The sequence below is a fragment of the Leucobacter sp. PH1c genome, from assembly GCF_000633415.1.
Classification (GTDB): Bacteria; Actinomycetota; Actinomycetes; order Actinomycetales; family Microbacteriaceae; genus Leucobacter.
The window spans coordinates 61,687-81,345 of sequence record NZ_AYMV01000027.1 but is presented as its reverse complement, the minus strand read 5'-3'; the positions used below and the strand labels follow the sequence as shown (position 1 = coordinate 81,345).

The 19,659-nt window shown below is 71.6% G+C and carries 15 protein-coding genes; 12 read left to right on the top strand and 3 right to left on the bottom strand.

Translation table 11 applies throughout. The annotated features are described in order from the left end of the window. Nucleotides 1-82: 82 nt before the first annotated feature. Nucleotides 83-1,132, bottom strand: a complete 1,050-nt coding sequence (locus U874_RS0109730) for an LLM class flavin-dependent oxidoreductase (protein ID WP_025134350.1) — start codon at nt 1,130-1,132, stop codon at nt 83-85. Beyond that, nucleotides 1,129-2,061, bottom strand: a complete 933-nt coding sequence (locus U874_RS0109725; RefSeq protein WP_157834247.1) for a LysR family transcriptional regulator — start codon at nt 2,059-2,061, stop codon at nt 1,129-1,131. Before U874_RS0109725 ends, U874_RS0109730 begins: the two co-directional genes overlap by 4 nt. Nucleotides 2,062-2,167: 106 nt before the next feature. Here U874_RS0109725 and U874_RS0109720 point away from each other — a divergent pair, with 106 nt between their 5' ends. From U874_RS0109720 to U874_RS0109690, 7 genes are all read left to right on the top strand, one after another. Further along, complete coding sequence (locus U874_RS0109720; protein WP_025134348.1) at nt 2,168-3,583, top strand: MFS transporter; 1,416 nt, start codon at nt 2,168-2,170, stop codon at nt 3,581-3,583. Continuing rightward, nucleotides 3,576-5,168: an amidohydrolase gene (locus tag U874_RS0109715; RefSeq protein ID WP_025134347.1), complete on the top strand. Its 1,593-nt coding sequence runs from the start codon at nt 3,576-3,578 to the stop codon at nt 5,166-5,168. The genes U874_RS0109720 and U874_RS0109715 overlap by 8 nt, the downstream gene beginning before the upstream one ends. A gap of 201 nt (nt 5,169-5,369) precedes the next feature. Next, nucleotides 5,370-6,134: an ABC transporter ATP-binding protein gene (locus tag U874_RS0109710; protein WP_025134346.1), complete on the top strand. Its 765-nt coding sequence runs from the start codon at nt 5,370-5,372 to the stop codon at nt 6,132-6,134. Beyond that, complete coding sequence (locus U874_RS0109705; protein ID WP_025134345.1) at nt 6,131-7,525, top strand: FtsX-like permease family protein; 1,395 nt, start codon at nt 6,131-6,133, stop codon at nt 7,523-7,525. The genes U874_RS0109710 and U874_RS0109705 overlap by 4 nt, the downstream gene beginning before the upstream one ends. Nucleotides 7,526-7,789: 264 nt before the next feature. Further along, entirely contained in the window at nt 7,790-9,334 is a 1,545-nt protein-coding gene (locus tag U874_RS0109700; RefSeq protein ID WP_025134344.1) for a M17 family metallopeptidase, read from the top strand. A 4-nt stretch (nt 9,335-9,338) separates the two neighbouring features. After that, nucleotides 9,339-10,667: a M18 family aminopeptidase gene (locus tag U874_RS0109695; RefSeq protein ID WP_025134343.1), complete on the top strand. Its 1,329-nt coding sequence runs from the start codon at nt 9,339-9,341 to the stop codon at nt 10,665-10,667. Between the two features lie 55 nt (nt 10,668-10,722). Beyond that, nucleotides 10,723-11,007, top strand: a complete 285-nt coding sequence (locus tag U874_RS0109690; RefSeq protein ID WP_025134342.1) for a hypothetical protein — start codon at nt 10,723-10,725, stop codon at nt 11,005-11,007. Here U874_RS0109690 and U874_RS0109685 read toward each other — a convergent pair. Next, the gene (locus U874_RS0109685) at nt 11,004-11,987 is read right to left on the bottom strand and encodes an Lrp/AsnC family transcriptional regulator (protein ID WP_025134341.1); all 984 of its coding nucleotides are present in this window, start codon (nt 11,985-11,987) and stop codon (nt 11,004-11,006) included. The genes U874_RS0109690 and U874_RS0109685 overlap by 4 nt on opposite strands. Nucleotides 11,988-12,263: 276 nt before the next feature. Between U874_RS0109685 and U874_RS0109680 the strand changes: the two genes are divergently transcribed. The 5 genes from U874_RS0109680 (at nt 12,264) to U874_RS0109660 (ending at nt 19,622) form a co-directional block, all read left to right on the top strand. Beyond that, nucleotides 12,264-13,619 (top strand): MFS transporter, encoded by a 1,356-nt coding sequence (locus U874_RS0109680; protein ID WP_025134340.1) that lies wholly within the window; start codon nt 12,264-12,266, stop codon nt 13,617-13,619. 5 nt (nt 13,620-13,624) lie between these two features. Beyond that, nucleotides 13,625-15,298 (top strand): amidohydrolase, encoded by a 1,674-nt coding sequence (locus U874_RS0109675; protein WP_025134339.1) that lies wholly within the window; start codon nt 13,625-13,627, stop codon nt 15,296-15,298. A gap of 2 nt (nt 15,299-15,300) precedes the next feature. Continuing rightward, nucleotides 15,301-16,962, top strand: a complete 1,662-nt coding sequence (locus U874_RS0109670; RefSeq protein WP_029988143.1) for a thiamine pyrophosphate-binding protein — start codon at nt 15,301-15,303, stop codon at nt 16,960-16,962. Further along, a complete protein-coding gene (locus U874_RS0109665) occupies nt 16,959-17,936 on the top strand; it encodes a C-terminal binding protein (RefSeq protein WP_025134337.1) in 978 nt (325 codons plus the stop codon). Before U874_RS0109670 ends, U874_RS0109665 begins: the two co-directional genes overlap by 4 nt. A gap of 120 nt (nt 17,937-18,056) precedes the next feature. After that, nucleotides 18,057-19,622 (top strand): peptidase M20, encoded by a 1,566-nt coding sequence (locus U874_RS0109660; RefSeq protein ID WP_025134336.1) that lies wholly within the window; start codon nt 18,057-18,059, stop codon nt 19,620-19,622. Nucleotides 19,623-19,659: the final 37 nt, after the last annotated feature.

The following is a 19,659-nucleotide window of genomic DNA, read 5'->3' as shown; positions in this document are numbered from 1 at the left end:
GATCAAAGTCGAGCCGATTTGCTGGTGCGGAGGGGCGGGAGCGGGCCGGGCCGGGACGGGCCGGGGCCGGGCCGGGCCGCGGCTAGATCGCGTAGCCCTCGACTGGGCCCTCCGTGTTCGGCTTCCACCCGAGCGCGGGGGCGACGTGCTCCGCGAACGCCTGCAGCACGTGCAGGTTGTACTCGGGGCCGAGCTGGTTCGGGATCGTCAGCATCAGCGTGTCCGCCGACATCACGGCGTCGTCGGCGCGGAGCTGCTCGATGAGCTTGTCGGGGGTGTCTGCGTAGGTCTTCCCGAACGTCGAGCGCAGCCCGTCGATGATCCCGATCTGGTCCTGCCCGTCGCGCCCGCGCAGCCCGAAGAACATCTCGTCCTGCTCCGTGACGAGCGGGAACACGCTGCGGCTCACGGACACCCGGGGGCTGCCCGTGTGGCCCGCCTCGCGGTAGGACTCGCGGAACTCGGTGATCTGCCGTGCCTGCAGCACGTGCAGCGGCTCGCCCGTCGCCTCGGTGAGGAGGGTCGAACTCATCAGGTTGAGGCCCATGCGGCCCGTCTGGCGGGCCGTCTCGATACTACCGGCACCCCACCAGATGTGGTCGCGGAGCGTGTTCGAGCGGGGCTCGATGGCGAGGCGGCCGAGCGGGCCCATGTTGGGGTCGCTGTCGACGAGCGCTTCGCCGTCGATCGCCTGCATGAACAGCTCGAACTTGTCGCGCGCGAGGTCGGCGCCCCGCGGATCCTCCGAGCCGGTGTAGCCGAATGCCTCGTAGCCGCGCACCGCGGTCTCGGGGGACCCCCGGCTCACGCCGAGCGCCAGTCTGCCGTCGGAGATCAGGTCGAGGGCCGCGGCCTCCTCGGCGAGGTAGAGGGGGTTCTCGTAGCGCATGTCGACGACGCCCGTGCCCACTTCGATGCGCTTCGTGCGTGCGGCCATCGCGGTGAGGAGCGGCATGGGCGACGCGGCCTGGCGCGCGAAGTGGTGCACGCGGACGTAGGCGCCGTTCACGCCGATCTCGTCGGCGCCCTCAGCGAGTTCGATCGTCTGGCGCAGCATGTCGCCCGCGGTGCGCACGCGCGAGCCGGGGACGGGGCCGTAGTGGCCGAAGGACAGGAATCCGAATGCTCTCATGCCTGGTGCAACGCGGGCGGACCAACTGTATTCCCGTGCATGTAATTCTCGGTACGGCGGCGCTCCCATGCAATCAGCTCGTCGACGACCTCCGCGATCTCGGCCGCGGCGAAGTGGTCGTGCTCCCACGTCGCGTAGAGCTGCAGCGACGGCCGTGAGCCGTCGGCCCGGAACAGCGGCAGCTGCACCCCGCCGAACAGGGGCGTCATGAGGTCGATGCACACGCCGTGGCCAGCGACGGCGAGCGCGATCGCGAGATCCGAGGCCTCGGGTTCAGCCACGATGGTGAACGTGTCGCGCACCTCCCAGAGCTCACGATCGATCGCCTGCCGGAGGCCGGAGCCCGGGGCGAGCAGGATCAGCGATTCGCCGCGGAGGTCGTCGACGGTGAGCGCCGGGCGGGTGGCGAGGGGATGGTCCGCCGCGACGTAGACGAACAGCGGTGCGGTGCCGGTCTTGGCGGAGGCGAGGCTGACCGGGGGCCGCATGGAGTTGATCGCGAAATCGACCTCTCGGCGCAGCACCCGCCCGTACACCTCCGAGGCGAGGCTCAGCGCCGTGTTGAGGATCGGGGCGCCGGTCTCCGCGACGAACGGGGCGACCACGCCGCGCACGGTCGCTTCGGGGCAGGCCACGCGGAACGAGGGGGAGGCGCCCGCGGCGAGCTGCCGCGTCGTGCTCGCGAGGCGCGCCGCGCGGGCCACCAGATCGCGGGCGCGCGGCGCGAAGCGGTGGCCCGCGGTGGTGAGTGTGAGGCGGGTGGGAGTGCGCTCGAAGAGCTGCACCTCGAGGCGGCGTTCGAGCTCGCGCACCTGACGGGAGAGCGCGGGCTGGCTCAGATTCAGTTGCGCGGCGGCGGCGCTCACCGATCCGGCGTCCACGACCGCGAGGAATCCGGCGAGCAGGCGGAGATCCACGTCTGTATGCATGCACTGCATACTAATCCTCAAAAAGTATCATTTGACCGCATTTCGCGGGACTGCTGAACTCTTCCCAGCGCCACAACGACGTGACGCCCGTGACAGAGGAGATTCGATGTCCCAGCAGACCCGGAGCGCCCGATCGATCGAGTTGAGAACGGGGCTGGCGACCTTCGTCGGCACCGCGATCGAGTGGTACGACTTCTTCATCTTCGGCACCGCGGCCGCCCTCGCATTCGGCCCCGTGTTCTTCCCCGAGGCCAGCCCGACCGTCGGGCTGCTCGCCTCCTTCGCGACGTTCTGGGTGGGGTTCATCGCCCGCCCGATCGGCGGCATCATCTTCGGCCACCTCGGCGACCGGCTCGGGCGCCGCGGCACGCTCGTGGCGACGCTCCTCATCATGGGCATCGCGACCACGCTCATCGGCGCGCTCCCCGGCTACGCGCAGATCGGCATCTGGGCGCCCATCCTCCTCGTGTTCCTCCGCGCCTGCCAGGGCCTCGGTCTCGGCGGGGAGTGGGGCGGGGCGGTGACGATGGCCACGGAGAACGCTCCGAAGCGCCGCCGCGGCGTCGCGGGCAGCTGGGTGCAGCAGGGATCTCCTGCGGGGTCCATCCTCTCCACGCTCATCTTCCTCTCCGTGAGCCGGCTCCCCGACGAGCAGTTCCTGGCCTGGGGCTGGCGCATCCCCTTCCTGTTCTCGGCAGTGCTCGTGATCATGGCGCTCATCATCCGGATCTCGCTCGAGGAGACCGAGACGTTCACGAAGATGAAGCAGGCCGAGCGGGTGGCCAAGGCGCCGATCCTCGAGGCGTTCCGCATCGCCCCCACGGCGATCTTCCTCGGCATCGGGGCCAGCGCGATCGGGATCGCGGCCGCCTACTTCACGAACACCTTCGCGCTCGCTTGGACCACCACCGAGCTCGCCGTGCCGCGGCCGGTCATGCTCAACGTGCTGCTCGTGATCGCGATCCTGCAGTTCGTCGTGCAGCCGCTCGCGGCGTGGATCGCGCACCGCATCGGCATGACCCGGCTCATGGTCATCGCGCTCTCGCTCGGACTGCTCACGACGCTGCCGAGCTATCTCCTCATCGCCACTGCGGATCCGCGCTGGATCGCCGTCGGCCTCGCGATCGTCACGACGTTCGGGGCAGCCTACTTCGCCCTGCTCGCGGGCTTCCTGGCGAGCGCCTTCCCGCCACAGGTGCGCTACTCGGGGCTCTCGATCGCGTACCAGACCTCGGCGACCATCGTCGGCGGAGCGACGCCGCTCATCGCGCAGTCGCTCCTCACCGCGTTCGGCGGGGCCGTCTGGGGCGTCGCCGCGTACCACGGGCTGCTCATCGCGATCACGCTCGTCTGCGTCGTCGCGCTCTCGCGGTACATCGCCCGCAACGAGGCCGAGCTCACGAACACGATCCCGGTCGTCGAAGGCGGTGCGGAGGAGCACGCCGCCGGCGCTTCGGCCGGCACGGACACCGCGGAGGCCGGATCCGGCGCTCGCATCACGGAGGGGACCCACCATGCATGAGACCAGTACCACGATCTTCCGCGCCCAGCGGATCTTCTCGCCCGGCGCGGCCGACACCGAGGCGATCGCCGTCGCCGCGGGACGGGTGCGCGCGACCGGCGCCTTCGCCGAGCTGCGCGACCGCTTCCCCGGCAGCCCCGTGGTCGATTTCGGCGAGCGCACGATCATCCCGGGGCTGAACGACGCGCACGCCCACTTCGCGGACACGGCGCAGGGACGGCTGGAGCTCGACGTCTCCCCGCCGCTCGCCCCCGATGCGGCGGCGCTCATCGCCCGGGTGCGCGAGTTCGCCGCGTCCTCGCCCGGGTGGGTCCTGGCGTCCTGCTACGACGACTCGCTCACGGGACCGCTCGACCGCGACGTGCTCGACGCGGCCCTCCCCGGGACGCCCGTGCTGATCCGCCACGTCTCGGGGCACTGGGGCGTCGTGAACACGGCGGCGCTCCGCGCGCTCGCGATCGCGGAGGACCAGCCCGACATCCCCGGCGGAACGTACGGGCGCGACGCCGCAGGGCGCCTCACCGGGCACATCTACGAGCGCGCGCTCCTCGGGCGCTACGTGAGCGTCGAGGGGGACGAGCTGCGGCCGCTCCCCGCCGCCGACCCCGATCGCCTGCTCGACGCCTACCGCCGCACGGCCGAGGAGTGGAACGGCTACGGCATCACCTCGACCTGCGACGCCTTCGTTGGGCCGCGCCAGCTCGCGATGCACACCGCCGCGCGCCGCGCGGGGGTGCGGCAGCTGCGGGTGAACATGCTCCTCGCGGCCGAGCGCTACGACGACTTCCGCGCGCTCGGACTGGGCACGGGCTTCGGCGACGAGTGGTTGCGGGTCGCGGGGATCAAGGCCTTCGTCGACGGCGCGATCGGCGGGCGCACCTGCCTCGTCTCCGAGCCGTTCTGCGGCACCCACGACCACGGCATGGAGTTCTCGACCCCCGAGGGCCTCATAGCGCTCGTGGACCGGGTGCACGACGACGGGAATCGACTGACGGTTCACGCGAACGGCGACACCGCGATCCGCCGCCTGCTCGACGCGTACGAGGCCGCGCAGGAGCGCCGCCCGTCGCCCGTGCGCCACCGGATCGAGCACTGCAGCATCGTCGATGAGGAGATCATCGCCCGGATCGCGCGCCTCGGCGTCATGGTCACCCCGTTCTCCCGCTACGCGAGCTTCTACGGCGGCCGGCTGGAGCGCTGGTACGGCCCCGAGCGCACCGAGCGCATGTTCGCACACCGGGCGTTCCTCGATGCCGGCGTGGTGGTGGGCGCCTCGACCGACCACCCCGCGAGCCCGCTCTCGCCCTTCGCCGCGATGCAGTCGATGGTGACCCGCACGGGCGACGACGGGGCCGCAGTGGGCCGCAGCCAGGCGATCACGGTCGAGGAGGCGCTCGGCATCTACACGGCGGGCTCGGCGGCCGCGACCGGCGAGGGCGACGTGAAGGGGCGCCTCGCACCCGGGTACCTCGCCGATTTCGCCGTGCTCGACCGGGATCCGCGCGCGGTCGCGCCCGAGACGCTCGCCGAGGTCTCGGCGGTCGCGACTTACGTGGGCGGGGAGGCGGTGTACGCGGCCGAGTGAGCGGTGCCGGGGCCAGGGCCGGTGGCGGGGCCCGCGGTGCTGGTCCCCGGGGTGCCGGTGCCGGTGTCCCGTGGCCCCGGGGCCCCGGCACCCCGGGCCCACACCGGGGCGCACCGTCACCTCCCGCGGCGGCACCCGGGGACGACCGCGATGGTACCCGGGGGCGATCCCGCGGCGCGCTCCCGCTCGTAGCGTCGAAGCATGGACATTCAACCGAGCGATATGGGCCTCGTCGCGCGCGTCGCGAACCTCAGCAAGCACTACGGCACCGGCGACCACCGGGTCACCGCACTGAACGACGTCTCGATCGGCATCCGCCGCGGGCAATTCACCGCGATCATGGGTCCGTCGGGATCCGGCAAGTCGACCCTCATGCACGTAATGGCCGGCCTTGACACCCCCACGGAGGGGCGCGTCTGGCTCGGCGACGACGAGATCACCCACCTCGGGGACGCGGAGCTCACGCGGCTCCGCCGGCGCCGGATCGGCTTCGTGTTCCAGGCCTTCAACCTCGTGCCCACGCTCGACGTGATGGGCAACCTCCGACTCCCGTTCGAGCTCGACGGGCGCGGCGTTCCCGCCGCGGATCGGGAGCGGATCGACGCGCTCGTGCAGGCCCTCGGCCTCGCGGGCCGCACCTCGCACCGCCCGCACGAGCTCTCGGGCGGTCAGCAGCAGCGCGTGGCGATCGCCCGCGCGCTCGCCACGCAGCCCGACGTGATCTTCGCCGACGAGCCCACCGGCGCGCTCGACTCCCGCACCGGGCGTGAGGTGCTCGGCCTCCTCCGCGCCGCCGTGGTCGAGCAGGGGCAGAGCATCGCGATGGTGACGCACGATCCGATCGCCGCGAGCCATGCGGACCGGATCCTCTTCCTCGCCGACGGGCGCATCGTCTCCGACCGCGGCGCTATGACCCCTGAGCAGATCTCCGAGACCATGCTCGGCCTCGAGGCGGTCGCGTCATGAAGACCGGGGCCGGGATCCGCGAGCACGGCGCGACGGTCGTCGTCGCGGCGCTGAGCTCGTTCTTCGCCGCGACGTTGATCCTCTTCACGGGGGTGATGGGGGCCGCACTCGATCCCGCGCTGATCGAGGAGTCCGGCACCTTCCGCATGGTGCTGCTCATGGTGTCGACGGTGTTCATCATCATCGCGCTCTACGTGGGCGCGATCGTCACCGCGAACACGTTCGCCACGATCATCGCCGGGCGCACGCGCACGATCGCGCTGCTCCGCCTCGTCGGGGCGAGCTCGCGCGCCGTGCGCGGTCGCGTCGCCGCCGAGGGGCTCGCGATGGGCGCGCTCGGTTCCGTGATCGGCTGGGTGCTCGCCGAGGGCCTCGTCGTCGCGGCCGTGAAGCTCGGCCCGGGCCTCGGCTGGCTCCCCGAGGGGCGCGACTACCCGCTCTTCGATCCGCTCGCGCTCGGCGCGATCGTCATCGTTGCGCTCACCACCTGGGCCGCGGCCTGGGCGGGATCCCGTCGCGTCGGAGCGGTGTCGCCGATCGCCGCAACGGGCGCCGCCGTCGAACTGCGCCCGGAGGCCGCCCGCGGCCGCACCGGCCGCACGGTGTGGGCGATCATCCTCGTGCTCCTCGGCAGCGTGCTCATCGCGCTCGGCCTGATCCTCAGCATGATGACCCCGCTCGCGCTGTTCGTCTCCTTCTGCGGCGGACTGCTCTCCTTCACCGGGATCGCGCTCGGCGCGCACGTGATCATGCCGCCCATCCTGCGGCTCACGGGCGCCGTGTTCGGCGGCGGTCCGACCGGGCGGCTCGCCGCGGCGAACGCCGTGCGCTTCCCCGAGCGGAGCTCGCGGGCCACGATCGGGCTCGTCATCGGCGTGACGCTCGTCACCATGTTTGCCGTGGCGCTCGAAACGTACGCCGACATGACGCTTATCGCGTTCGACAACGATCCCGCGCTCGCCGCAGCGCTCGAGCAGACGCTCGCGATCACGACGGCCGTCTTCACCGGGCTGGTCGGCTTCTCCGCGATCATCGCCGCGGTCGGCATGGTGAACACGCTGTCGCTCAGCGTGCTCCAGCGCACTCGCGAGCTCGGCCTGCTGCGCGCGCTCGGCTTCACGGGTGGGCAGGTGCGCCGCATGGTCATTACGGAGAGCTGCCAGATGACGCTCGCGGCGCTCGGCTTCGGCGTGCTGCTCGGGGTCTTCTACGGCTGGGTTGCCGCGCAGTCGCTGCTCGGCTCGCAGGCGGGCTTCGCGCCGCCGTCGATCCCGTGGCCGATCATCGCCGGCGTAGTGGTGTTCGGCTTCGCGCTCGCGATCACCGCGGCCGTGGCGCCCGCCCGCCGCGCCATCCGGGTCTCGCCCGTGGCGGCGCTCGCGATCGACTAGGGGAGGGGTGGCGGGAGCCCGCGTGACGCTTCGCTCGCGTCGCGCGGGCTCCCGGCGGTTCGGTCGGCCACTTCCGGGGGTCGTCCTCCCTCCAATTCCTCGGAGAAATCTGAGTCCTCGGACGTACCCTCCTCCGTTTCTCCGAGAAACCAGATTTCTCCGAGAGATTGGGGGCGGGGGAGCGCACGGCGAGACGGGAAGTGGGGCCATCTCGGGAACCGAGCGCGGAGACCGCGGAGCGCGGGGCGGGGATAGGCTGGAGGCATGACCGTTGTGATTGATCCCAGTTTCGATCCCGTCCCCTCACTGAACAGCTCGGTCGACGTGCGCGTCGCCGACACCGCCGCGGTCGAGGCCGCACCGGCGCGCGCCTGCTTCGTTGCCGCCGAGGGCGAGCTGCCCACGTGCGACTGCCTCGCCGGGCAGAGCCGCGATGCGCTCGCCGCAGCCGGCTTCACGGGGGCCAAGAACCAGACCCTCGTCCTGCCGGGCGCGCAGCTGCGCGTGCTCGTCGGCACGGGCGCCGGCCTCGCCACGAGCGCGGAGCTGCGCGACGCCGTCGCCGCCTTCACCCGTGCCGCGCGCGAGACCGCGGAGCTCGCGATCGACCTGACCGGCCTCGTGTCGGAGTCCCTCTCCGCGCGCGACGCCGCGCTCGCCGCGACCGAGGGCGCCCTCCTCGCGCGCTACCGCTTCGAGAGCCTGAAGGGCGAGTCGAAGCACGTCGCGCTCACCGCGCTCACGCTCGGCGTCTCCTCCGACGATCGCGCCGCTGCGCAGGAGGGCGTCGACCGCGCCGTCGTGCTCGCCCGCGCCGCCGCGATCTCGCGCGACCTCGGCAACACCCCGCCCCGCCACCTCACTGCGGAGAAGTTCGCGGATCTCGCCGCGCAGCTCGGCCCCGAGCACGGCCTCGAGGTGGAGATCTTCGACCGAGACGCGCTCGTCGCGCTCGGCACCGGCGGCCTGCTCGGCGTGAACGCGGGCAGCACCGACGAGCCGCGCATGATCAAGCTCCGCTACACCCCCGAGGGTGCGACGGACGCGACCCCGCACCTCGCGCTCGTGGGCAAGGGCATCATGTTCGACTCGGGCGGGATCAGCCTGAAGCCGGCCAACTCGATGGGCAGCATGAAGCTCGACATGATGGGCGCCGGATCGGTGTTCGCCGCCATGCTCGCGCTGCGCGAGCTCCGTGTGCAGTCGGTCGTGACTGGCTGGCTCATGTGCACCGACAACATGCTGTCGGGCACCGCGACGAAGATCGGCGATGTGCTCACCATGCGCGGCGGGAAGACCGTCGAGGTGAAGAACAGCGACGCCGAGGGTCGCCTCGTCATGGCCGACGGCCTCGTGCTCGCGACCGAGGAGGAGCGCCGCCCCGACGCGATCGTCGACATCGCGACCCTCACAGGCAACGCCATGGCGGCGCTCGGGCTCGGCACCGCCGCGACCCTCGCGAACAACGACGACGTCGCGGCGCAGCTCGCGGCCGCCGCAGCGGCGACCGACGAGCGGGTCTGGCAGCTGCCCCTCGATCACCGCTACCGCGACCAGCTCAAGTCGAACGTGGCCGATCTGTCGAACATCGGCGGGCCCTACGGCGGGGCGATCCTCGCGGCACTGTTCCTCAACGAGTTCGTCGACGGCCTGCCCTGGGGCCACCTCGACATCGCGCCCACCATGGAGGCGGAGCGCGACGACCTGTGGCGCTCGACCGGCTCGACGGGCTTCGGCGCGCGTCTGCTCGCGCAGTTCGCCGACGACTTCGCCGCGCCGCAGCGCGCGGACGACGAGGCGAAGGCGTAAGTGCATGACCGGCCTGCTGCGCGATCTCGACGCGTACATCAGCGATTTCGCGAGCTTCGTGAGCGCCGCCCCCACCTCGTACCACGCGGCGGGGCGGATCGCGGAGCTCCTCGGCGACGCGGGCTTCGCCGCGCACGACGAGCGGGACCCCTGGGCCCCGCTCGCTGCGGGCGGGCGCGGCTTCGTCGTGCGCGACGGCGCGGTGATCGCGTGGCGGGCCGGTTCCGAGGTCGCGGAGACGAGCCCCGTGCGGGTGCTCGGCGTGCACACCGACTCCCCGGGCTTCGTCCTGAAGCCCCACCCGGACTTCCGGGCGGACGGCTGGGCGCAGGCCGGGGTCGAGGTCTACGGCGGGCCGCTCCTCAACTCGTGGCTCGATCGGGACCTGGCGATCGCTGGCCGAGTGATCGACCGCGACGGCGCGGAGCACCTCGTGTGCACGGGGCCCGTCGCGCGGATCCCGCAGCTTGCGATCCACCTCGATCGCGAGGCGAACTCGGGCCTCACGCTCAACCGGCAGCGGCACACGCAGCCGGTGCTCGCGGTGGGGGGCAGCGCCGAGGGCGTGACCGTCGCGGGCCTCCTCGCCGACGCGGCCGCGACGGCGGCGAACGACGCGGGGGTCGCCGCCGCGCCGTTCCAGCCCGGGGATCTCGCCGGGACCGACGTGCGCCTCGTCGACACGCAGCCGCCGCAGCGGATCGGCGCGAGCGCGGAGTTCTTCGCCTCGCCTCGCCTCGACAACCTGAGCTCGACGTTCGCGGGGCTCGTGGCGCTGCTCGAGACCGAGCCCGCGCCGGGCACGATCGCGATGCTCGCGGCCTTCGATCACGAGGAGCTCGGCTCGGAGACCCGCTCGGGTGCCGCGGGCCCCTTCCTCGCGGACGTGCTCGAGCGCCTGCGGGCGGGCCTCGGCGCGACGACGGAGGACGCTGCGCGTGCGCTCGCCGCCTCCTGGTGCGTCTCGGCCGACGCCGGGCACTCGGTGCACCCGAACTACCCGGAGAAGCACGATCCGAACGTGCGGCCGCTCGCGGGCAACGGGCCGATGCTCAAGGTGAACGCGAACCAGCGCTACGCCAGCGACGCGCACGGTGCGGCGCTCTGGGCGCGTGCGTGCGCCGCAGCCGAGGTGCCCACGCAGGAGTTCGTGTCGAACAACACGGTCCCCTGCGGATCGACGATCGGCCCGATCACCGCGACGCGGCTCGGGATCCGCACCGTCGACGTGGGGGTGCCGCTGCTCTCCATGCACTCCGCGCGCGAGCTCGCGCACGTGGCCGATCTGCACGGTCTCGCCCGTGCGACGGGCGCGTTCTTCGCCGGAGCCTGAGTGCTTCCCCGGCGATCCCTGTCCCCTTCTGAGATTGGTTCGCTAGGATCATCACATGAGTGAGATGCAGCATGCAGGGGCCGGCGGTGTCGCCCTCTCCAACGACGTGCTCGCACCCAGCGTGCAGCGCATCGGGAACCGTGAAATCGAGATCACCTTCCTCGGCCAGAACGCCGCCGGTCAGAACACCTGGATCATGTGGAACTCCGATGATCCGTATCTGATCGGCATGCTTTCGCAGGGCAAGATGGGCTATCACTTCGAGCAGCGCACCAGCTCGGGCGTGCTCGTGCACGAGAACATCTCCCTGAGTCGCGTGCAGCGCGCGCTCGGCGGCTAAGCGCCGAGCGGGCCCGCCGCGCGCCAGCCGCCGTTGCCGCCCACGGCGCGCTCGATCGCGCGCTCGTAGTTCTCCTTGACCACGTCGTAGTGCGCCCAGGACTCGACCGCGCTGACGCTCGGGAGCGCCCGCAGCTCCTCGATGGCGCGCAGGAGGTGCGCCGCGGAGGGGCCTTCGAGCGTCGCGACGTAGTCGTAGCGCCCGTGCGTGCGCGCCGCGAAGTCGACGTCGGGGGAGCGCAGCAGCAGCTCCCGGATCGGCGCCGCGTCGCCGCGGGCGGTGATGCCGAGCCCGATGGCGATGCGCGAGCGGGTGAGCTGTCCCGAGGTGATCGCGGAGATGCGGATCACGCCGGCGTCGACGAGGCGGTGCACGCGCGCGCGGACCGATGAGGGGGAGAGATGCACCGCGTCGCCGAGGGCGCGGAAGCTCATCCTGCCGTCGCGCTGGAGGAGCCGGATCACCTCCGTGTCGAGCGCGTCGATCGAGGTGGGGCTGCGGCGATCCGCCACGAAGAAGCCGCTCAGCACGTCGACGTAGGTGGTGACGAGCAGCGCACGGACCCCGGGGATCGCCCGCACCTCGTCGAGGACCTCGTGCAGTTCGGCAGAGTCGCGGTGGCGTGACTCGAAGACGAGCGGCAAGCTGCCGCTCGTGAGCGAGACGAACACGCTGTTCGGGAGCGCCGCGATCCGCTCGGCGACGGGACGGAGCGGGCCGTCGACGCCGACGGCCGCGTGAGTGAGGACGTGGTGGCCGGCGAAGTGCGGGTCGAGCGCCGCGACGACGCGCACGCCCTCCTGCTCGATGAGCCGGCGGAGACGATGCGAGGCAGCGTCCCGGGAGACCCCGAGCGTCGCGGCGAGATCGTGGATGGAGGCGCGGCCGTCCTCCTGCAGCGCGCGGATGAGCGCGGTGTCGAGCGCGTCGAGGCCGTGCTCGCGGGCGCTCGGGCGCCGCGGGGCGGTGGGCTGCGTCATGCCGCCATCCTTTCGTGTCGGCCGCGTCGATGCGGGCGCGCCGGGGCGTCGTGCCCAGGATACGCGCGAATGCGGCGCTGCGTGCGCAGAACATGTGCGCTCGGCGGTTGATCCAGCTCGAAGATCGCTCATATCCCGCCGTTCCCATGCATTTCGTCCGCAAAACGGCGAGTTCGCGGACGTTCCGCGGGCGCAGGCGTGCCGAATCGGTCGTACAGTCGTGGATACGCGCCGCGGCACGATCGCTGCGCCATTCGTCGAGCAAGGGAGCTTTGCATGTCCTCGTCCACAGCCAGCGCGCCGGTATTCACGCACCGGCGCGCGCTCCGATCCGGCTTCGCCGCCATGGTCGGCACCACCATCGAGTGGTACGACTTCTACGTCTACGCGACGGCAGCGGCGATCGTCTTCCCCGTCGTCTTCTTCCCCGAGCTGGACCGCGGCCTCGCGACGCTCGCCTCCTTCGGCACCTACGCGGTCGCGTTCTTCGCTCGTCCTCTCGGCGGCATCATCTTTGGCCACATCGGCGACAAGATCGGCCGGAAGCCGGCGCTGACGATCACGCTGCTGCTCATGGGCGTGGCCACCACCCTCGTGGGCGTGCTGCCGGACTACAACACGATCGGCATCATGGGACCGATCCTGCTCATCGTGCTCCGGGTCGCGCAGGGCCTCGCCGTCGGCGGCGAGTGGGGCGGGGCGAGCCTCATGTCCGTCGAGAGCGCTCCCGCGAAGTTCAAGAACTTCTACGGCGGCTTCACGCAGATCGGCAACCCGCTGGGCGCGCTCATGTCCTCCGGCGCGTTCTGGATCCTCGCCCTCATGGGTGACGACGTGCTCTACACCTGGGGCTGGCGCCTGCCCTTCCTCTTCAGCATCGTGCTGATCTTCGTGGGCCTGTGGGTGCGCTACCGGGTCGAGGAGACCCCCGTGTTCGAGGAGAAGGTGGGCGGCCAGCAGCAGTCGACGCCGCTGCTCTTCGCGCTCAAGAACAACTGGTGGCCGATCCTGCTCGGCTTCTGCATTGTCGCGATCTCCTCCGGCGGCTACGTGCTCGCCACGACCTTCGTGCAGAGCTATGCCACGAGCCCCGAGGTGGGCCTGTCGCCCGACATCATTCTCGGCGCGATGACGATCGCGGCGCTCGTCGAGGCGATCGTGACGCTCCCGCTCGCGCTCCTCGGTGACAAGATCGGCGGCAAGTGGGTCATGAACCTCGGCATCGTCCTCTCGTTCGCCGCGGTCGTGCCGCTCGTCCTCTTCATCGAGGATCACAACGTCGCGATGATCTACCTCTTCGTCTCCGTGGTCCGCCTCGCGCTCAGCGGCGCCTGGGCCCCGCTGTCGACGATCATGACGCAGATGTTCCGCCCGCAGGCGCGCTACACCTCGATGTCGCTCTCCTACGGCGTCGGCGCGGCGGTCTGGGGCGGCCTGTCGCCCGCGATCGCCACGGCGCTCCTCACCGCGACCGGCAACTTCTGGTCGGTCATCGCGTTCTACGGCGCGCTCTCGATCATCGCCCTCTTCGGCGTGTTCTTCGCGCCGCAGCACTCTGACACCGCGCCGGTCACCGGATCCTTCCGCCCCCGGCTCGACACCACCGCAGTTCCCACCACCGAAGGAAAGTAAGCACTATGCGCTCGCTCGCCACCTATGACGCACGCAACTCGGCTCCGACGATTGTCACCGCCGAGCGAATCCTGACGGTCGACGAGAGTCGGCCCGAGGCGGAAGCCATGCTCACCGCCGAGGGCATGATCCTCGCGGTTGGCACGCTCGCCGAGTGCGAGCAGGTGGCGGCGAGCGCGGGCCTCACGCCCGTGCGCGTCGACCACGCCGGAGCGACCATCGTTCCCGGCTTCGTCGACGCGCACGCGCACCCGCTCATGTACGGGCAGTTGCTCACCTGGGTCGACATCACCCCGGCGAAGGCAGCGAGCATTCCCGAAATCATCGAGCTGATGCGCGAGGCCGCGAAGCAACTGCCCGCCGGTGCGCCCCTTCGCGGCTTCGGCTACGAGCAGCGCAATCTCGCCGAGCAGCGCCACCCCACCCGCCACGAGCTCGACCAGATCGCCACCGACCGCGAGGTCTACATCATGAACGCCTCCGGCCACGGCGGCGTCGTGAACACCTTCACGTTCGAGAAGTTCGGCGTCACGAAGGACACCCCGAACCCCGAGGGTGGCGAGTTCTTCCGCGACGCGGACGGCGAGCTGACCGGCGAGCTCTCGGACGCCGCCTGCAACGTGCTCACCGGCCTGCACGGCGTGAAGGTGGGGCACCACGGCCCCAACTTCCACCTCGGTGACGAGCCCGCGGAGCACCAGCGGCAGCTCGACCTCGTGCAGCGCGAGTTCCTGCGCGGCGGGGTGACGGCGATCGGCGATGCGCAGGTGTCGAAGCGCGAGTTCGCGGCCTACCTGGAGATGGCGGATCGCGGCGCGCTCAACATGCGCGTCTCGATGTACTTCCTCTCGCACCTGCTCGATCAGGTGGTGGATCTCGGGTTCACGGGACCCTTCGGCAACGCGTTCCTGTCGGCGGCGGGCATCAAGCTGTACGCCGACGGCACGCTCGGCGGCTGGACCGCATACTTCCCCGACGGCTACCTCGGCGATCCCTGCCGCACCGGTCAGCTGTACCACGAGCCCCGCGAGTACACCGAGCTCGTGCGCAAGGCGCACGGTGCCGGTCTGCAGACCGCCACGCACGCGCAGTCGCCGATCGCAATCAAGATGGTGGTCGACGCGATCGAGCAGGCACTCGCCGATCGTCCGGACAGCGACGCGCGTCACCGCATCGAGCACTGCGGCCTGCCCACCCCCGAGGACATCACCCGCATGGCGGAGCTCGGCATCCGCCCGGTCAACCAGACTCAGCACTACTACAACTGGGGCGAGGGCGTGGAACAGGCGATCGGCACCCCGGGCGAGCGCTTCAACCCGCTCGGCGAGTTCCGTGACGCCGGCGTGCCGATCACCATCTCCTCGGACGCGCCCGTAGCTGAGCCCCGCCCGCTCGAGGCAATCCAGGCGGCGGTCACCCGCGTGACCCGTCGCGGGCACAAGCTCGGCGAGGACTCGCTGCGCATCTCGGCGGCGGAGGCGCTCCGCGGCCACACGCTCGAGGGTGCGAAGACGCTCGGCCGCGAGGCCGAATTTGGCTCGCTCGAGGTGGGCAAGCGCGCCGACTTCGTCGTGCTGGCGCAGAACCCGCTCGATATTGATGGTGCAGAGATCGCCGCGATCCCGGTCCGCGAGACCTGGGTTGATGGCGCAGTGCAGTTCCGCGCGGAGGGGGAATAACCATGACGGAGCAGACGACCGCAAAGCGCACCACCGGGTGGCTGGTCATCGAGACGATCAAGAACTACGGCGTGGATGCTGTGTTCGGGATCCCGGGTACCCACAACCTGGAGTTCTACCGCCCGCTGGCGGAGTTCGGGATCCGCGCGGTCACGTCGCGCCACGAGCAGGGCGCGGGCTACGCGGCCGACGGCTGGTCGCTCCAGACAGGCAAGCCGGGCGTGGTCATCACGACGAGCGGCCCGGGCCTCCTGAACGCCCTGAGCGCCGCGGGCACCGCGTACGCCGAGTCGCGCCCCATGATCATCCTGGCCCCGGGCCCCGCCCGCGGGAAGGAGTTCGCCGACGTGGGCACGCTCCATGAGACGAAGGATCAGCTCAGCGCCGCCGCGGCGATCGTCGAGCGCGCCCGCCGGGTGCAGACCGCGATCGAGGCCGTCGCAGCCGTGCACGAGGCGTTCGAACTGTTCGCCACGACGCGTCCCCGACCCGTGTACATCGAGGTCCCTCTCGACCTGCTCGAGGAGGAAGTCGGCGACGAGGTGCCGGCTGCCGCCCTCGAGGCGCGCGAGTTCGCGCCGGTCGCCGCGCCGGACACCGCGGCCGTCGCGGCCGCTGCCGCCGCACTCGCCGGGGCGCAGGACCCCGTGATCCTCGCGGGCGGTGGCTCGCGCGGCGCCGCGGCCGAGCTGCGGCACCTCGCCGAGCAGCTGGGCGCCCCCGTGGTGACGACGCTCAATGCGAAGGGCGTGCTCGACGAGACGCACCCGCTCGCGCTCGGCTCGAACCTGCGGCTCGCTGCGGCGCGCAACCGCGCGCGGGACGCCGACGTGCTCCTCGTCGTGGGCGCGAAGCTCGGCGAGGCCGAGCTCTGGGTCGACGCGCTCGAGGCGCGCGGCCGGGTGATCCGGATCGACCTGCTCGAGACGCAGCTGCAGAAGAACCAGGCCGCGGAGATCGGGATCGTCGCCGACGCTGCGGTCGCGATCGCCGGGATCAGCGCGGCGCTCGACGCCCCGGGCGCGAATCCGCGCGTGGACGCCGCGGCTGCCGCGGCTGCGGGCGTCGTGGCGACGCGCGCAGCGGTGCGCGCCGAGTCCGCGGAGCTCGACCCCGTGAATACGGCCCTCGGCGAGCTCATCGCCGGGGTGCTCCCCGAGCAGGCGATCGTCTCGACGGACTCCTCGCAGATCGCGTACTGGGGCCTCCTCAACGCGCTCACGTCGCGGACGCCGAACTCGACGCCGTACATGGGCACCTACGCGACGCTCGGCTACGGCCTGCCCGCCGCGATCGGATCCCGGATCGCCGCACCCGAGCGCCCCGCCTTCACCGTGCTCGGCGACGGCGCGCTGATGTTCTCGATGCAGGAGTTCATCACGGTCGTCGAGCAGGGGATCGACGTGACCGTGATCGTGATCGACAACGGCGGCTACGCGGAGATCAAGCAGAACGAGGCGGACGCGGGCATCGCCCCGGTCGGCGTGGTGCTCGCGCAGCCCGACTGGGCGGCCGTCGCCACCGCGTTCGGCGGGGCCGGGCAGCGCGTCTCGACGCCGGCCGAGCTCGCGGCGGCGGTCGACGCCGCTGTCGCGCGCGGCGGACTGCAGCTGATCCACCTGCGGCAGGACACCTTCGAGCTCGGAACGGGGGCCGCGGCATGAGCCCGATCGCCGTCTACACGGACACGGACGATACCGACGTCTCCGCGGGGGTGCGCCTCCTCGAGGAGGCAGGCTACGAGGTCCGGATCCTCGAGACCCGCGACGCCGACGCGATCATCGCCGGGGCCCGCGATGCCGAGGTGCTGCTGCTCGGCTACGCGCCCATCACGCGCGAGATCATCGCGGCGCTGCCCGAGCTGAAGCTCATCGCGCTCATGTCGATGGGCTTCGACTTCGTCGACCTCGACGCGGCGAGCGAGCACGGCGTCTGGGTGACGAACGTGCCGGGCGCCGCGACCGAGGAGGTCGCCACCCACGCGCTCGCCCTGCTGCTGCACGCCACGCGTCAGCTGCCGTTCTACCTCGGCTCGGCCACGCCGGAGCGGTGGAACGACCGCGCCGAGACGGCGCCGCCCCGGCTGAGCGAGCTGCAGCTCGGCATCGTCGGCCTCGGCAAGATCGGGCGAGAGTTCGCCCGCGTTGCCGGCCCGCTCTTCGGTGGCATCGTCGGCTACGACCCCTTCCTCCCCGATACCGCGGAGGTGCGCGCCGAGCTCGCGCAGCTCGGGATCCGCCGCGCGGAGCTCGCCGAGGTGCGCGACAGCGCGCACGTGCTCTCGTTGCACCTGCCGCTCACCCCGGACACGGAGCGCATGGTCGACGCGGAGTTCCTCGCCGCGATGCCCGCAGGGGCCGTCGTGCTGAACGTCTCCCGCGGCGGGCTCATCGACAGCGCGGCGCTCGTCGCGGCGCTCGACTCCGGGCGGCTCTCCGCCGCCGCGCTCGACGTGCTCGACCAGGAGCCGCCCGCGGCCGACCACCCGCTGCTCGGCCGAGATGACGTGGTGCTCACACCGCACATCGCCTACTTCTCCTCCTTCACCGAGGCCGAGTACGTGCGCGTGCAGGCGGCGAACGCCGTGACGTTCGCCGCAACCGGCCGGCCCGAATCGCCCGTGAACACTCCCGCGTAGCAGGGCGCACCGGCGGGCCGTCTTCCACCCGGGAGGCGGCCCGTGGTGCACCCGCGCGGCCCGCGCCGCGCCCGCCCCAGCCTTCATCCGACACACCCGCTTCACCCGAAAGGACACACCGTGACCGCACTCACCGCCGAGGCCAAGCGCACCGCGCAGGCGTGGATCGACGACCACCTCACCGAGCTCACTGAGTGGCACACCCACATCTGGGAGCTCGCGGAGCCCGCGTGGCGCGAGTACCGCTCGCAGGAGTGGTACGTCGCCCGCCTCCGCGAGGAGGGCTTCGAGGTGGAGGACGGCTCCGCCGGCATGCCGACCGCATTCAGTGCGGTCTGGGCGAATGGCGACGGCCCGACCCTCCTCACCTACGCCGAGTACGACGCCGTACCCGGCAACAGCCAGGCGGCCGCGACCTCCGAGACCCCGCGCGCCGGCCTCAGCCGCTTCGCGCCCGGCCACACCGATCCCCACTCGGTGCTCGGCATCTCCACGCTTGCCGGCGTACTCGCCACGAAGCACGCGATGACGGTGCATGGAATCGGCGGCACGCTGAAGTACACGGGGGAGCCCGCCGAGAAGATGCACGGCTCGAAGGTGGTGCACGGGCTGCGCGGCTACTACGACGACGCCGACGCGATCGTGTCCTTCCACCCCTTCTACATGCTGCCGCTCTGCAACACCGCCCGCTGGGACACGCAGTGCGGGGCGTACTACAGCAAGGTCTACTCCTTCATCTGCGACGAGCCGGAGACCTGGCAGCTCTCGAGCGCCGATCCCAACTCGCCGATCCCCGCCTCGCACTCCGCGGCCCGCGCGCCCGGGGCGAACGTCGCACTCATGCAGATGTACACGGCCTCGCGCACCATGCTCGACTCGATGCTCCCGGCTACGGGCGGGTGGAGCTTCTCCGACGCGATCCTGAGCGACGGCCAGGCGACCGCGGACAACCTGCCGCAGCGCGTGGCCCGCATCCAGTTCTCGTGGCGCACGCCGGACATCGAGATGGCCGAGCACATCCTCACGATCCTCGACCGCAACGCGCAGGCCGCGGCCTCCATGGCGCACTGCGCCGCGGAAGATCGCTGGATCGCGCGCAGCCGCCCGGGACGCACGAACCACGTGATGAGCGAGACCCTCTACGCGAACCTCGCGGACGTGGGGGCGCCCGAGTACGGCGCCGAGGCGATCGCGGTCGCGCAGGAGATCCAGCGCTCGCTCGGCCGCGAGGCCACCGCGAAGCCCTTCCTCGCGGAGACCGAGCAGCTCATCACCCCGCAGGAGGCTGAGCGCCTGCTGCGCGAGCACATGCCGGCCTGGCAGCGGAACTGGACGAGCGACGACTACGTCGAGATGAGCCACTACGCGCCCCTCGTGCGCTTCTACGTGTCGCGCCCCGCCCTCCAGCCGGTGCCGGGAGAGGGGCCCTACCCCGCGTGGGTCATGAACGCGCTCGGCGGGATCCCGGAGACGATCGCGCCGACGATTCTCACGGCGGGCAAGACCGTCTCGGGCACGTTCCTCGACCTCCTCACGAAGCCGGAGACGCTCGCCGCGGCGAAGCAGGAGTTCGCGGATCGCGTGGCCGCGGAGCCCATGCCGGCGCTCCTGCCCGTCGATTTCGAGCCGCCGATCGACCTTCCCTGGCCCGACTACTCGGGCACCGAGGAGCACCGGCACTGGTGATCCGCCGCGGCGCTCGCCGCACCCCGCCCCGAGGGCC